Source organism: Tessaracoccus caeni, from assembly GCF_029211185.1.
GTDB classification, from domain to species: domain Bacteria; phylum Actinomycetota; class Actinomycetes; order Propionibacteriales; family Propionibacteriaceae; genus Arachnia; species Arachnia caeni.
In genome coordinates, this window is the sequence record NZ_JARGDO010000002.1 from 274,968 (window position 1) to 289,949 (window position 14,982).

At 64.4% G+C, this 14,982-nt stretch carries 12 protein-coding genes and 1 CRISPR repeat array; of the genes, 9 read left to right on the plus strand and 3 right to left on the minus strand.

Annotation, left to right across the window (positions count from 1 at the left end; all coding sequences use genetic code 11):
• Positions 1-71 precede the first annotated feature (71 nt).
• Positions 72-3,155, plus strand: a complete 3,084-nt coding sequence (locus P0D62_RS03390) for a glycine--tRNA ligase (RefSeq protein WP_275701235.1) — start codon at positions 72-74, stop codon at positions 3,153-3,155.
• 107 nt (positions 3,156-3,262) lie between these two features.
• On the opposite strand, the gene P0D62_RS03395 is transcribed toward P0D62_RS03390, so the two are convergent.
• The 3 genes from P0D62_RS03395 to P0D62_RS03405 all read right to left on the minus strand — a co-directional run bounded on the left by P0D62_RS03395 (position 3,263) and on the right by P0D62_RS03405 (position 4,702).
• A complete protein-coding gene (locus P0D62_RS03395) occupies positions 3,263-3,589 on the minus strand; it encodes a ribbon-helix-helix protein, CopG family (RefSeq protein WP_275701211.1) in 327 nt (108 codons plus the stop codon).
• A 475-nt stretch (positions 3,590-4,064) separates the two neighbouring features.
• Complete coding sequence (locus P0D62_RS03400) at positions 4,065-4,484, minus strand: helix-turn-helix domain-containing protein (RefSeq protein ID WP_275701212.1); 420 nt, start codon at positions 4,482-4,484, stop codon at positions 4,065-4,067.
• Positions 4,485-4,489: 5 nt separating this feature from the next.
• Complete coding sequence (locus tag P0D62_RS03405; protein ID WP_319946979.1) at positions 4,490-4,702, minus strand: type II toxin-antitoxin system HicA family toxin; 213 nt, start codon at positions 4,700-4,702, stop codon at positions 4,490-4,492.
• Between the two features lie 537 nt (positions 4,703-5,239).
• On the opposite strand from P0D62_RS03405, the gene cas3 reads away from it, so the two are divergent.
• Genes cas3 through cas2e form a run of 8 tightly spaced genes read left to right on the plus strand, consistent with a single transcriptional unit; the run spans position 5,240 to position 14,016 of the window.
• On the plus strand, positions 5,240-8,005 hold the full coding sequence (gene cas3 / locus P0D62_RS03410) for a CRISPR-associated helicase Cas3' (protein WP_275701213.1): 2,766 nt from the start codon (positions 5,240-5,242) through the stop codon (positions 8,003-8,005).
• Positions 8,002-9,609 carry a type I-E CRISPR-associated protein Cse1/CasA gene (gene casA / locus P0D62_RS03415; protein WP_275701214.1) on the plus strand — a complete coding sequence of 536 codons (1,608 nt, stop codon included), beginning with the start codon at positions 8,002-8,004 and terminating at the stop codon, positions 9,607-9,609. Before cas3 ends, casA begins: the two co-directional genes overlap by 4 nt.
• The gene (gene casB, locus P0D62_RS03420) at positions 9,606-10,259 is read left to right on the plus strand and encodes a type I-E CRISPR-associated protein Cse2/CasB (protein WP_275701215.1); all 654 of its coding nucleotides are present in this window, start codon (positions 9,606-9,608) and stop codon (positions 10,257-10,259) included. The genes casA and casB overlap by 4 nt, the downstream gene beginning before the upstream one ends.
• On the plus strand, positions 10,256-11,365 hold the full coding sequence (gene cas7e / locus P0D62_RS03425; protein WP_275701216.1) for a type I-E CRISPR-associated protein Cas7/Cse4/CasC: 1,110 nt from the start codon (positions 10,256-10,258) through the stop codon (positions 11,363-11,365). The genes casB and cas7e overlap by 4 nt, the downstream gene beginning before the upstream one ends.
• A complete protein-coding gene (gene cas5e / locus P0D62_RS03430) occupies positions 11,362-12,075 on the plus strand; it encodes a type I-E CRISPR-associated protein Cas5/CasD (RefSeq protein WP_275701217.1) in 714 nt (237 codons plus the stop codon). Before cas7e ends, cas5e begins: the two co-directional genes overlap by 4 nt.
• A complete protein-coding gene (gene cas6e, locus P0D62_RS19145) occupies positions 12,075-12,737 on the plus strand; it encodes a type I-E CRISPR-associated protein Cas6/Cse3/CasE (RefSeq protein ID WP_406708213.1) in 663 nt (220 codons plus the stop codon). Before cas5e ends, cas6e begins: the two co-directional genes overlap by 1 nt.
• Positions 12,734-13,681 carry a type I-E CRISPR-associated endonuclease Cas1e gene (cas1e, locus tag P0D62_RS03435; protein ID WP_275701218.1) on the plus strand — a complete coding sequence of 316 codons (948 nt, stop codon included), beginning with the start codon at positions 12,734-12,736 and terminating at the stop codon, positions 13,679-13,681. The genes cas6e and cas1e overlap by 4 nt, the downstream gene beginning before the upstream one ends.
• A complete protein-coding gene (gene cas2e, locus P0D62_RS03440; RefSeq protein WP_275701219.1) occupies positions 13,675-14,016 on the plus strand; it encodes a type I-E CRISPR-associated endoribonuclease Cas2e in 342 nt (113 codons plus the stop codon). The genes cas1e and cas2e overlap by 7 nt, the downstream gene beginning before the upstream one ends.
• Positions 14,017-14,060: 44 nt before the next feature.
• Positions 14,061-14,944: direct repeats of the CRISPR family, unit length 29 nt; unit sequence GTCCGCCCCGCGCCAGCGGGGATGAGCCC.
• Positions 14,945-14,982: the final 38 nt, after the last annotated feature.

Consider the following 14,982-nt stretch of genomic DNA (forward strand, 5'->3'; position numbering starts at 1 on the left):
GGCCGATTTTCGGAACCAGAGGGGACGCAGAAGCATGTGATCAGCCGGGCTAGAATGCCCGGGTGCTGACCATGCAAGACGCTCTGCGACGACTCTCCGACTACTGGACCTCCAAGGGCTGCCTCACCTGGCAACCGTTCAACACGGAGGTGGGCGCGGGAACGATGAACCCCGCCACGGTGCTGCGGGTGCTCGGTCCGGAGCCGTGGGACGTGGCCTACGTCGAGCCGTCGGTGCGCCCCGACGACTCCCGCTACGGCGAGAACCCCAACCGTCTGCAGACGCACACCCAGTTCCAGGTGATCCTGAAGCCCGAGCCCGGCGACCCGCAGGAGCTGTATCTCGGCTCGCTCGAGGCGCTCGGTATCGACCTGTCCAAGCACGACGTGCGCTTCGTCGAGGACAACTGGCAGCAGCCGGCCATCGGCGCCTGGGGCCTCGGCTGGGAGGTGTGGCTGGACGGCATGGAGATCACCCAGTTCACCTACTTCCAGCAGGTGGGCGGGCAGAACCTCGACCCGATCCCCGTCGAGCTCACCTACGGCGTCGAGCGCATCCTGATGGCACAGCAGGGCGTGACGCACTTCAAGGACATCGTCTACTCCATCGCCTCCGACGGTCGCCCCGTCACCTATGGCGAGGCCTTCGGCCAGCAGGAGTACGAGATGAGCCGCTATTACCTGGACGACGCCGACGTCGACGCCAACCGTCGGCTCTACGAGACCTACGTCGGCGAGGCGACGCGGATGGTGGAGCAGCGCCTGCCCGTGCCGGCTCACCAGTACATCCTGAAGTCGAGCCATGCGTTCAACGTGATGGACGCGCGCGGCGCCATCTCCACCACCGAGCGCGCCAAGGCCTTCGCGACGATGCGCCGTCTGATGCGCGACACCGCCGCCCTCTGGATCGAGCGACGCGAGGAGCTGGGCTTCCCGCTGAACCGGGAGCCCGTCGTCTCCCAGGCTGACGTCGAGGTGTCGGATCGTTCCGCGCTGCCCGCCGACCCCCAGACCCTCGCCCTGGAGATCGGCGTCGAGGAACTGCCCCCTCACGTCGTGCCGCAGACCGTCGAGGCCGTGCGCGCCGCCCTCACCGAGAAGCTGGGCGCCACCCGCCTGGCCCACGGCGCGATCACCGTCGACGGCACCCCACGACGCATCGTCGCGGTGATCGAGGACGTGGCGGTCGGCGAGCCCGACGCCACCCAGCTGCGCAAGGGCCCCAAGTGGGCTGCGGCCTTCGACGCCGACGGCAACCCCACCAAACCGCTGCAGGGCTTCATGCGCGGCCAGGGCGCGACCGTCGAGCAGGTGGTCAAGGCCACCATCGGCGGCAACGAGCACGCGGCCGTCGAAGTGAAGGTCGAGGGCAGGCACGTGCTGGACGTGGCGGGCGAGATCTTCGCCTCCGTCGTGGCCGGGCTGCGCGCCGAGAAGAACATGCGCTGGAACGACGCCAACCTGTCGTTCTCGCGGGCCATCCGCTGGCTGCTGGCGCTGTGGGGCGAGGCCGTGGTGCCCGTGACCGTATCCGGCCTGAACGCCGGCCGCACCACCTACCTGCAGCGTCCGGTTGCGGGTGAGGAGTCGGGTCGTCGCTCCGACGGGGCCCTCGTCGGCCATGTCGAGGTGCCGTCCGCCGCCGAGCTGCTGCCGACCATCGCCGCCGGCTCGATCGAGCTGTTCACCGAGCAGCGCCGGGCGAGCGTCGTCGAGCAGGCCACCGCTCTGGCCGCCGGCGTGGGCGGCACGATCGCGTTCGAGGCCGAGGCGGCCGTCGTCGACGAGATCACCAACCTGGTCGAGGATCCGCACGGCGTGCTGGGCAACTTCGACGAGCGCTACCTCGACCTGCCCGAGCGCATCCTGACCACCGTGATGCGCAAGCACCAGCGCTACCTGCCGGTGTACCGCGACGGGAAGCTGGCGCCGCACTTCGTCACCATGGCCAACGGCCTCTGCGATGACGACACGGTGCGCGCCGGCAACGAGTCGGTGATCCGCGCCCGCTACGAGGACGCGCTGTTCTTCTGGAACGCCGACCTGCAGACCCCGAAGGCCGACGAATTCGTGCCCGGGCTCGACCAGCTGACCTTTGAGGACCGCCTCGGTTCCGTCGGGATGCGTGCCCGTCGCATCGCCGACGTGGCGCTGCGGCTGGGCGAGCGCGTCGGGGTCTCCGGTGAGGAGCTGGTCACCTTGACGAGGGCCGGCGAGCTGGCCAAGTTCGACCTGGCCACCCAGATGGTCGTGGAGATGAGCTCGCTGGCCGGCTTCATCGCCCGCGAGTACGCCGTCCGCATGGGCGAGACCCAGGCTGTGGCCGACGCGCTGTTCGAGATGGAGCAGCCGCACACCTCCGCCGATCCCGTGCCCGCCTCCGTGCCGGGCGCCCTGTTGGCCCTCGGCGACCGCTTCGACCTGCTGGCCGCGATGTTCGCGCTGGGCGCCAAGCCCACCGGCTCGTCCGACCCGTTCGGCCTGCGCCGCGCGGCCCTCGGCGTGGTGCGGATCCTGCGCGAGTCGGCGGGCACCCCGCTGGAGTCGCTGACCATCCGCGCCGGCCTCGAGGACGCCGTCGCGCGCCTCGCCGAGCAGGGAGTGGACGTGGCCGCCGACGCGGTGGACGCCGCTCTGGAGTTCACCATCGGCCGCTTCGCCCAGCTGCTCCGCGACGAGGGCACCTCGGCCGATCTGGTGAACGCCATCCTGCCGGCCGCCAACGCCCCGGGCCGCGCCTCACGCCTGCTGTCGGAACTGTCGGCGTCGTCCGACGACCAGCGTCTCCGCGACCTCGTCGCCACCCTGGTTCGCATCACCCGCATCCTGCCGGCCTCCGCGCTCCTTGAGGTGCGGAGCGAAGCGGAGCCTCGAAAGGAGAAGCCGGAGCCTCGAAAGGGACTGGCCGAGCCCGCCGAACTCGCTCTGGCCGCGGCCGTGGACGCGCTCCCCGCCGGCACTGCCGACGAGCCCATCGCCACGATCCTCGATCGCACCGCCGACGTCGTCGCCAAGGCCTCGACCTTCTTCGACGAGATCCTGGTCAACGCTGAGGACGCCGACGTGCGCGCCGCCCGCCACGGCCTGCTCGCCGCGGTGCTGTCCCTGGCGCCGTCGGGTGTGGACTGGAAGGCCCTGGACATCGCCCTTGGCTGATCCCGCTGCCGGAAAAGTGCGGCCAGAACGAGAGTCCGCGATTTAGGGCACCAAGAAGTCGTTCTGGCCGCACTTGTCCGTCAGCTCACTGACACGGCACGTTCGGCTTACGACGCGTGCCGGTCCAGATACTCCCGCAGGGCGTCACGCACCAGATCGGATGTCCGCCTGCCCTGCTGACGCGCCAACACCTCCAGCTGATCCTTGTCAGCCCGCGCAATCCGCAGGCTCAACGCCGGCGACCGCTTACCCGGCTCCCCCAGCGCCGGACGCCCGACCCTGCGTTCCAGCCGCTCAGCAATCTCCGCAGCATGCGACTCGGTGAGCGGTTTACCTCCGATGACGAACTCCTCGGCATCCAGATCAATGTCACGCAGCGACACGTCAGGAGCGAAAGCGCCCGGGAACCCGTCAGGACACTGCTTCCCACTCATCGTCTCCACCCTCTCGGTATCGCGTGTATCACTGCAAACCAACCCCACGGTCATCGCGGACGATCCCCGACTCGATCTCCAGACCACGGAGATCCGTCCCGACGTAGATCGCGACATCTCCATCCATCTCGACGAAAACCGCCGACACCAACGCCTCCCGGATCCGGCCGCTCGACAACTGATGTTTCCTCGCGGTACTCGTAACCCGCACTTCTCCAGACCATGCTACACCAGTTGTGTCATACACAACTGGTTCCTCATGTTCTTCCGCCTGCCAACCCATGCCACGTGATAGAAGCCAGGGGCCTCGTTTTCCCGGCGACAGCCGCTTCTGTGGAAAAGTGGCGCATCTCGAAAGCAACCACTCCCCCTAATGACCGCAGCACGGCCGCCTGTGGATCGGTATTGGCGAGGGAGTGCTCACGCTAGGGGCGGTCGTCAACATAGACCGGTGGTTGGTGATAGCCCACAGGCATCAGCCCGCGCGCTCCAACTGCTGCACGCGCTGGCGGGAAACGCCGAGGACTGCGGCCGAATCGGCCTGGCTCAGCCCACCGGCGGTGCGCAGTTGGTGGACCGCACGGCGCCGCAGAGCAGCTGCTTCCTCAAGGGCTGCCCGGCCGGCAGCGTCTAGCTCCCGAGCCCGAGCGAGATCTGCGTTCACATCATCAGGAAGACGGAAAGCCACCTCGACGTCAACGTCGGCCTCGTCGACATCCAGCCACAAGGCCACGAGACGTCGCGCCTCGTCCGGTATCTCAGCGACCGCCCGAGCCTGCCCCATCGCGACGATCCGATGGTCACCACCGCGTGGCGAGGGAGACGTGAGAGCTGGTATCTCAAACCCCCACCACTTCCCATCGCGATAGGCGACGACGTCATAGCTGGTGCTCATCGTCACTACCTCCATCCCTTCGGAGCATCGGGAAACTCCCTCACGATCTGCCGGATGACGCCCGCACTGACCTCGCCGTGAGCAGGAACGCTGATGCATGCCCCACTCTCGGTGTCGCCCCAGATCTCGTGCGACCCCTTGCCAGAGCGAAGGAGCCTCCACCCTTGAGAACTCAAAAACCTGGTTACATCTCGGTACTTCTGCGGCTTGACCATCATCGTACGACACCCCCTCTTGCCCTACAAAGGCAAGTAGCAATAGCTTTCCCAAGCCCGAAGCCGTGAGCCGGACTCCACGCAACCCCCAGCATGCTTACTCGAAGACCAGACTGCGCAGAGCTTCTCGGGAAAGCTGCGCTGCCTCCGCTTCGCGATCCCCCCGGTTGCGCTTCCTGCCACCCAATCAAACACCGCCAGGTTTTTTCATAACCTCTATAGTGTAATGCGGGTCGTACGAATATGTGCATACCTCAATGATAAGCTCTCGACCGCAAGCCACCGTCGGGCCACGCCGGGATGAACCGCACTACAGTGTGATGCGTCTCGTTACCCGAGACCTTCTTCCCTGCCGGCGCGGGGATGCGGCTCCGTTTGCTCCCGCCCCACACCGACGGTGGCATGCACAATCCACGAACGGGGGCCCTAAGCCGTATAGCTGTTGGGCAAAGTACCGAACGCCCTTGAGGCGGCTTTTATCCTGCTCCTATCAGTCAATGCAACCGCGTAGCACTGACAGAACCGCGAGGGGCGCCGAAGATGTGGTCAGAAGCAGCACGATCTATATGGGGGAAGCTCGACCGCGAGAGCAGTTCGTGGCTACCTCTGACCACCCACCTCACGGACGCACACGCCGTCGCCGGGCTGTTGTGGGACAACTTCCTTGCTGACTCCATCAAGTCAGCTATCTGCACCTCGATGGGGCTCTCGCACGACGAGGGCCGAGCACTTGTGTCCTGGCTCACAGGAGTCCATGACATCGGGAAAGCGTCACCGGCGTTCGCCTTCAAGGCCGAAGCCGCTGGCTCACCCGCCGTACTCGATCGGATGCGGGACGCCGGGCTATTCATACACCACGCGGACACGAAGATCGGGCATGCCACCGTCGGGCAGGCCGTGCTGCGCACCTGGCTCAAGGACAAGTACGGGACACCGATCAGGGTAGGGACAACCTGGGCCAGTGTGGTCGGCGGTCATCACGGCCGAAACCCCTCCGACCTCGATGTTCGTGCAGCAGCGAATACTCCAAACTCCATCGGAACGGGCCGCTGGAGCGACGTTCGTGACGAGATTCTGGATGCGATGGCGTCGCTGTCAGGACCGCATCTCAACCTCGCCGTCTGGACACAGAACTACCTCCCTGTCCCTGCACAGACGTTACTCACCTCAATCGTCATCGTGGCCGACTGGATCGCTTCGAATCAGGACTATTTCCCCTACCAAGACGAGTTCGACACGCGAGAGCGGGCAGAGGATGCCTACGAGCGACTCGCGCTCCCTGGACCCTGGCGACCCAAGCAGTCCACAGATGTGACCGCCCTGTTTGACCAGCGTTTCCCGACACTTCGTGGTTCGGCACCTCGAGCCATTCAAGTCGGGCTCGTCGAGGCGGCGCTCTCCTGCAAAGCCCCTCCGCTCCTGATCGTCGAGGAGGCCATGGGGCAAGGCAAGACAGAAGCCGCCTACCTCGCCGCCGAAGTGCTCGCCGCTCGATTCGGTCTGGGTGGGGTTTTCTTCGGTTTGCCGACGATGGCGACGGCCAACCCCATGTTCACCCGCACCCTTGAGTGGCTCAGCACCGCGGTAGGGACAGAGGACGCTAGCGTCGCACTCGCACACGGTAAGGCTGCCTTGAACGAGCAGTACACCGGAATGCTGCGCTCAAGTAGATTTGGTGAAGTCTACGACGACGACACGGATGGCAGCAGGGGTCAAGCCGTCGTCAACGCCTGGTTACGAGGCCGCCGCAAAGCAGGCCTCTCGAGCTTCGTCGTTGGCACGATCGACCAAGCCCTGTTCCTTGGCCTCAAGGCGAAGCACGTCGTCCTGCGTCATCTCGGCCTGGCCGCGAAGGTGGTGGTCATCGACGAGGTTCACGCGGCCGACACCTACATGCGCCAGTATCTGAAGCGGGTACTGACCTGGCTGAGCGCGCACCACACCCCCGTGATCCTGATGTCGGCCACTCTGCCGCCTGATCAGCGCGACGAGTACGTCGCAGCCTACGCGACAGGTCGAGGGGATCAGAACGTACCGCCTACGGATCGCACTGATGCCTACCCGCGGATCACCCGCTACGACGGCAGCAGGTCAAACGTTCCCGTTGTGACTACTACGAGCCACACACCGGTGCAGCTCGAGCGGATCGCGGACGACCCGATCACCACCATCGCGCTACTGGACGACCTTCTCGCCGACGGCGGATGCGCCGGCATCATCTGCAACACCGTACGGCGGGCCCAGGACATCTATCACACGCTCCAGGAGCACTTCGGCAAGGATGTCGTTCTTCTGCACAGCCGCTTCCTAGCACCGCATCGTGCGGCGAAGGAGGCTACCCTGGTCAACCAACTCGGCCGAGACAGCCAGCGCCCACAGCGACTGATCGTCGTCGGAACTCAGGTTCTGGAGCAATCACTGGACATCGACTTCGATGTCATGATCAGCGACCTTGCACCGATCGACCTTCTCCTACAACGAGTGGGGCGGCTCCATCGGCATACGACTCGCCGCCGACCTCCCCTGCTGACAAGTCCCGCACTGTACATCCGGGGAGTCATCGACTGGGCTGAGCAGCCCCCCGTATCTGTCCGCAGTTCACGGTCTGTCTATGGAGAGGCTCCTCTGCTTCGCTCTGCTGCGGTCCTCGATTCGCGCACGAGCATCCATCTGCCGAAGGACATCCCCACCCTCGTGAGGACTGCCTACGACCCCACGCTCGTTGCACCCGCCGGATGGGAGGAGCGCTGGAACGAAGCCGAGGCAGCAGCAGCTAGCAAGAGCGCGCAAGCCCGTAGCCGTGCTCAGACCTACATGCTCGCCTCACCGGAGTCCCTCAGCAGCCTGACAGGCTGGCTCGATGTCGCAGAGTCAGATCCGGAGCGGGCAGAAGAGAAGGGCCGCTCGCAGGTGCGAGACTCCGAGGACTCGCTTGAGGTGCTTGTTCTCTGGCGAGACTCAAGCGGCCAGCTGCGTGTCCCCTCCTACGCAAGATCCCACGCCGGGGCACTTGTTCCGGAGGGCTTGCCTTGGGGTACCACCGGTACAGAGCTATCCATAGCGAAAGCAATGGCGAGTTGCACCCTTTCCCTGCCGATACAGCTGACCAACGATAAGCTCATTGACCAAGTGATCGACGAGTTGGAACGACAAGTCGATGCTTCGGGTTGGCAAAGGTCACCATGGGTGGCGGGCCAGCTCATCCTCGTCTTCGACGACGTGGACAAGGTAACTCTTGGGGGGTTTGATTTGCAGTACGACGCCGCCGAAGGCCTCCTCATCACGCGTTCGGAGAGTGCGGAATGAGTTCGCCTGATTCGTTCAATCTGATCGACGAGCCTTGGATCCGAGCATTGATGCAGGGCGGGGAGGTAAGGGAATTCTCGCTGCGCGAAGTCCTGTCAAGAGCGCCCGAGATCCGCAGGCTAGCGGGAGAACTGCCCACTCAAGATCTCTCGATCCTTCGTGTCCTCGAAGCATCGATCCTGGGAGCCAGCCGACCCAACGTACCCAGAAACCCGAACGAGACGCTAGACCTCTGGGAGGCCTGGTGGAGGCATGGAGCTTTCCCCATGGATCTCCTGAACCACTACCTCGACCTCATGCACTCCCGTTTCGACCTACTTCACGAAACGGCCCCCTTCTATCAGGTTGCCAAGCTCACCACGTCGAGTGGCAAGCACTCAGGGCTAACAAAACTGATCGCCGATTTTCCGGACGGACACCCGTTCTTCACGACGCGCGGGGGCTTCGAAACTTCCTCACTGTCCCTGCCGGAGGCCGCTCGTTGGCTGATCCACTGCCAGGCATTCGACCCTTCCGGGATCAAGTCGGGAGCGCTGGGAGATCCGCGGGTGAAGGGCGGGAAGGGCTATCCGTTCGGTTACCCAGCCTGGGCAGGCAACCTAGGGCTGGTGATCGCGGAGGGGGCCAATCTCTTCGAGACTCTCATGCTCAATCTTCCCTGGCTGCTGTCCGGCCCTGATGATCTTCCAGCGTGGGAACGTCCAGCACTGGGGCCCGGCGTCGAGGATCCAGAACATCACCCGCAGGGCCCCGCTGACCTGTTCACCTGGCCGTCACGACGACTGCGCCTGTTCCTCGACGGCGATCGCGTGGTGGACGTCCAGATCTCCAACGGCGACAAACTCACGCCACAAGATCGCTTCCTTCACGAGCCGATGAGCGCATGGCGCCACAGCAAGAACCAGTCAAAGGGCTCACAAAAGGTCTACATGCCGGTCACACATCAGCCATCTAGACGGGTATGGCAAGGCCTTGACCCTCTCCTCAGCCAAGCGACGCCGGAAGGAGCAACCAAACCGGCGTTCGTCGTCGAGTGGCTCGCCAGCCTCCGCGACAACGAGATCCTGGATGACGCGTTCCTCGTTGACCTTCGCATCGTCGGCTTCGAGTACGGCACCCAGAACTCGGTCATCGACGGAGCGGTAGATGACCGCTTGACCGCCCCAGTCGCGGCGCTTACCAGCCCGATCTTGGTGCAGACAGCAATCGACTCCGCTCGACGCGCGGCCCAAGGTGTGATTGCCCTGGCGAATCTCGCCGGCAACCTCGATCGTGCGGCGGGCGGGGATGGCAATGCCCGTGAGGCCGCCTTCGAGCGTGGCTACTCGCTCCTGGATGCCCCATTCAGGAGCTGGGTTCGTTCGCTCCTCGATGAGGATCAGACAGCAAACTACGAGACCCTGTGGGATAAGGCTGCCTTCCATACCCTCCTGAGGGCTGGCAACAACCTCCTAACGGACGCGAGCAGAGCGGCGATCATCGGGCGCGACGTCACCCAGCAGAATGGCGAGACGATCTGGCTCGACGCTAGCCGTGCACAGATCTGGTTCCGAAACGGATTGAACAAAGCTCTCCCATACAAAGACGACGAGGTACAACCATGAGTGACTCATCTGTTAAGAGCACCAGGCAGGCGCTCTTTCAAACCGCGAACGCTCGAGTACTGGGTTTGCAGGAGCGGGTCCTCAAAGATGAGTCGACTGCTGTTGCAACGCTGGCCCGCCTCCGTCGTTGCGATCCGGCGGACGTCGGTGCCGAGCCGCTCGTGTGGGAGGTAACCCTTGGCGATCTGCCCGATTCCCTTACACATATTGGGAACAAGAAGTCCGACAAACCGACGCCAGCCGAGCAGGCCCTCCATGCGACTCTCGTCCTCTACGCCCTGCACCAGCAAAGCAAAGATGAAGGAGTCCATCGTCCCGGTGTCCGGTTCGGCCAAGCAGTAGGTACCCTCGCCCGAGCAAGAGCCGAACAGGATGAGGAGTTCGACAAGGCAACCGTTTCTCGGTTGCATCAAGCAGCGCTAGCAGAAACGTTCGACGGACACGTGCACTATCTGCGCGGGTTGGTCCAGATGATGAGGTCGGAGAAGCCCACGATCGGTTTCGACTACGCACGCTTGGCCACTGACCTTTGGCAGTTGGCCAGCCCCCGGTTGGAGTCCCGTTGGGTACTAGCAGCTTGGGGACGCGATCTCCACGAGCGCCGCAGAAGCGCCGCCCCCACGACAACCACCACCGAGGAGACGAAATGACCCTTTACATCGACATCCACGTCCTGCAGACGGTACCGCCGAGCAACATCAACCGCGACGACACGGGAAGTCCGAAGACTGCCGTCTACGGCGGCGTACGCCGGGCACGGGTGAGTTCGCAGGCCTGGAAGCGCGCGACACGACGCGACTTCAACAGCCATCTCGACGCCAATGAGCTTGGCGTGCGCACAAAACACGCAGTCAAGTTGCTGACGGAGCGCATCATGGCTCTCGCACCGGATCTCGAAACCGAGGTCGCTACCACGCGCGCCATCGCCGCTTTGGAGGCCGCGAAGCTGAAGGTGAAGGCCGGGCGCAAGCCGAAGGAGGGGGACCAACCACTCACGGAGTACCTCATGTTCTTCAGCAACATCCAGCTCGACCGTCTTGCGGCACTGGCCGCGACCTCCGAAGACGGCAAGGTCGGCGCAAAGGAAGCCAAGGAGGCCCTCGACCAGGCGCACAGCGTTGACGTCTCGCTCTTCGGACGGATGGTTGCCAACGATGCCGAGCTGAACGTGGATGCCGCATGTCAGGTGGCACACGCGCTCAGCACCCATGCCGTCGCGACCGAGTTCGACTACTACACGGCCGTGGACGACGAGAACGCAGATGAGGACACCGGAGCTGGCATGATCGGCACGATTGAGTTCGACTCAGCCACGCTGTACCGATACGCGACGATCAACGTCCAGACGCTCCGCGAGAACCTCGGGGACGACGCGGCCACCGCGCGGGCAGCTGAGGCCTTTGTTCGGTCATTCGCAACGAGCATGCCGACCGGCAAGCAGAACACTTTCGCCAACAGAACTGCACCCGATGCCGTCGTAGTTCTCGCCCGGCCTGATCGACCGGTGAACCTTGTGGGGGCCTTTGAGGAAGCGGTACGGCCTGAGGACGGGTACGTGACATCGTCCTGTGAGGCACTCGCGTCCTATGCTTTCGCCGTCGACTCTGCATTTGGCGACCTGCCGAGCCACAGCTGGGTCACGCGGGTCGGTGCCCGCACCGAGGCGCTCGACCGCTTCGGGGAGAGCATCCGGTTCGACGACTTGGTCGCTGAGGTAGGCAAACGTGTTCTAGCCGAGGTGTCGGAGGAATCGTGACCACACTCTTGCTGCGGCTCGCCGGGCCGATGCAGGCGTGGGGCGACTCCAGTCGATTTGCTAGAAGAGACACTCGGATGGTCCCCACAAAGAGCGGGGTACTCGGTCTTCTCGCGGCAGCCGACGGTCGGCGCCGCACCGACCCGATTGAGGATCTTGCACGATTGAGATTCGGTGTCCGGGAGGATCAACCCGGAACTCTTCTACGCGACTTTCAGACGGCGATCAACTGGGATACCGGCAAGTCGATGCCGCTCTCCTACCGCTACTACGTGGCCGATGCCGCGTTCGTAGCCGGAGTCGAAGGAGATCCATCCTTGCTTGAAGCGCTCGCCAAGAAGGTCAAGAACCCTCAATTCCCGCTGTATTTGGGGCGCCGTTCCTGCCCGGTGTCTGGACGCGTGTTCCTGGAGCATTGTGATATGCCTCTCGAAGAGGCGCTTCGTACCTACCCTTGGCAAGCCGCGGAATGGTATCGCCGCAAGCAACCGCAAACCGTCGAACTCGAGCTTTACGTCGATGCCTCCGCGGCCGAGGAAGGACCAACGGAAACACGACGCGACGTCCCCTTGAGCTACGCGCCTACCCGTCGTGAGTATGGCTGGCGTGAGGTTATGCACTTGTCCCCGGTGCCTATCACCAACCCAGACGGCCGTCCACCAGCGCCCCCGACCGGGTATGACTGGTTCGCAGCGGTGGAGGAAGCCTGATGTACCTCACACATATGCCTCTCAACCCTCAGCGACGGTCGACTCGCGATCTCGTGGCTTCGGCTCAGCGATTGCACGCGGCCGTCCTGTCCTGTTTTGTTCCGGGAACGGACAGTGTTGGGAGAGTCCTTTGGCGCCTCGACCGTCCCGAGCCCCACCGTCTGGATCTCTATGTGGTGAGCCCGTCCCCTCCGTCCATGGAGGCTCTTGTTGACCAAGCTGGGTGGCCTGCCCAACCGGTCTGGCGAACAGCCGACTACGCGAGTTTTCTCGCGAAACTTGAAGACGGCCAGAAATGGGTATTTCGTCTACGGGCCAACCCGATCAAGAGCTTACGTTCTGTCCCTGGCAAGCGCGGAAACCGTGTTCCTCTGGTCAGGACCGCCGACCAGTTGGAGTGGCTAGCCGCTCGAGGTGATCGATCAGGTTTCCGCATCAGCGCCGGTGAGCACGGACCGAACGTACGAGTGACGGAGCAGGTAACCAACCGCTTCGCCCGGCACTCGGACGGCCAACAGCGGACGGTGACGCTGGCCACGGCGGCCTTCGAAGGGGTTCTTGAGGTGACTGACACGCAAGCGCTTCGGTCGGTTCTGACTACCGGAATCGGAGCAGGCAAAGGCTACGGTTGCGGGTTGATGACACTCGCCCCAGTCCGATGAAACCAATCCCAGGAACACCACCGTCGGAGGTTGGCCAGCTATCGCGCGTCGTCGATCGCATCACCTTCCTGTATCTGGAACATGCCATCGTTCATCGCGACAGCAACGCCATTACTGTTCGTGACGAACGAGGCGTCCTTCACATACCTGCGGCAACAGTCGCGTCGGTGATGCTGGGTCCAGGAACCACAATCAGCCATCAGGCGATGATGCTCCTTGCGGACAGCGGCGCGTGCACCGTTTGGATAGGTGAGCAGGGGGTCCGTTACTACGCTCATGGGCGGCCACTGGCACGAACGAGCCGACTGCTGGAAGCACAGGCCCAGCTCGTCACCAACCAGTCGAGCAGACTCAAGGTCGCACGGGAGATGTATGCGATGCGGTTCCCAGGAGAGGACTGTGGCGGCCTGACCATGCAGCAGCTCCGGGGACGCGAAGGGGCACGCGTTCGCCGGCTGTACCGCGAACACGCTGAGGAACATGGCGTGGAATGGAAGTCGCGCAAGTACAAACCCGATGACTTTGAGGGCAGCGACGACCTGAACATGGCGCTCAGTGCTGCAACTGCATGTCTCTACGGAGTGGTTCACGCGGTCGTCGTCGCGCTCGGTTGCTCACCTGCTCTTGGGTTTGTTCACACTGGGCATGATCGTTCCTTCATCTTCGACGTTGCCGACCTGTACAAAATGGAGCTCGCCGTACCGGTCGCGTTTCGGGTCGTCGCGGAGGGGAGCGAAGACATTGGGGCTGACGTTCGCCGCGCCATGCGCGACGCGATGTATGAAGTTGGTCTGATGGCACGATGCGCCCGGGATCTGCACCGGCTCCTAGGATCCTCTGGCGAGACCGATAGCGACTTTCTGGCGGACGTGGTGGAGATTTGGGACACCCGTGGGCGCGTGGCAGCTGGGCAGAACTTCAGCGGAGATGATTTGCCGTGGTAGTCCTCGTCTTGACGGCATGCCCGGCGGGCCTTCGCGGCCACATCACGCGATGGCTTCTGGAGATCAGCCCTGGTGTCTACTGCGGGCGCGTCAGCGCGCGTGTGAGGGACAGGCTGTGGGCCCAGGTCGTCGAGATGTGCAAAGACGGCCGAGCCCTTCTGGTGTTCACTTCCAGAGGCGACCAAGGCTTGAGCTTCAAGGTGCACAATCACTCTTGGGAGCCAGTGGATGTCGACGGGGTGACCCTTATCCGCAGGCCGGATGAGTCTCGCACCCAGCCGCCTATGCGCAAGGGGTGGAGCAACGCTAGCCGTCGGCGGCGCGCTCGAAAGTGAACTAAGATCAACCAACGGCTCGACATCATGCCTAGTCGGCAAGTGTCCGCCCCGCGCCAGCGGGGATGAGCCCTTGCTTCGTGCCGGACCCGTCGCCGAGACCAATGTCCGCCCCGCGCCAGCGGGGATGAGCCCCGACTGGGCCACCGACATCATTGGTCTCGGCGGTCCGCCCCGCGCCAGCGGGGATGAGCCCGCGGCCTACGAGCTACGGGCCTGGTACAGGTGGTCCGCCCCGCGCCAGCGGGGATGAGCCCCTGGTCGGGATCATGCCGACGGAACACACGATGTCCGCCCCGCGCCAGCGGGGATGAGCCCTTCGTCGCGTCGTCGAGGTCCAGGGGCTTGTTGTCCGCCCCGCGCCAGCGGGGATGAGCCCTGGCACGGATAAATGCTTTGCGTGTCACCATTGTCCGCCCCGCGCCAGCGGGGATGAGCCCGTGCAGCTCCCCATCGAGACCGGCACGGACGGGTCCGCCCCGCGCCAGCGGGGATGAGCCCTGAACCGTTGCCGTGTTCATGCCACCGATCGCGTCCGCCCCGCGCCAGCGGGGATGAGCCCCACGCGCTGGTCATCCCGTACCGGAAAGGCATGTCCGCCCCGCGCCAGCGGGGATGAGCCCAGCGCGACGACCGGCTACTCCGCCAACACCCGCTCCGCCCCGCGCCAGCGGGGATGAGCCCGTAGGCATCCCAGTCGACGCTCTCGGCATCTAGTCCGCCCCGCGCCAGCGGGGATGAGCCCCCCGAAGGGAGCCGACGATGATCGTCAACCTCGTCCGCCCCGCGCCAGCGGGGATGAGCCCCGCGATCGCGATCCTGCGGCGCGCCGCCTCGGGTCCGCCCCGCGCCAGCGGGGATGAGCCCCCCGAAGGGAGCCGACGATGATCGTCAACCTCGTCCGCCCCGCGCCAGCGGGGATGAGCCCCGCGATCGCGATCCTGCGGCGCGCCGCCTCGGGTCCGC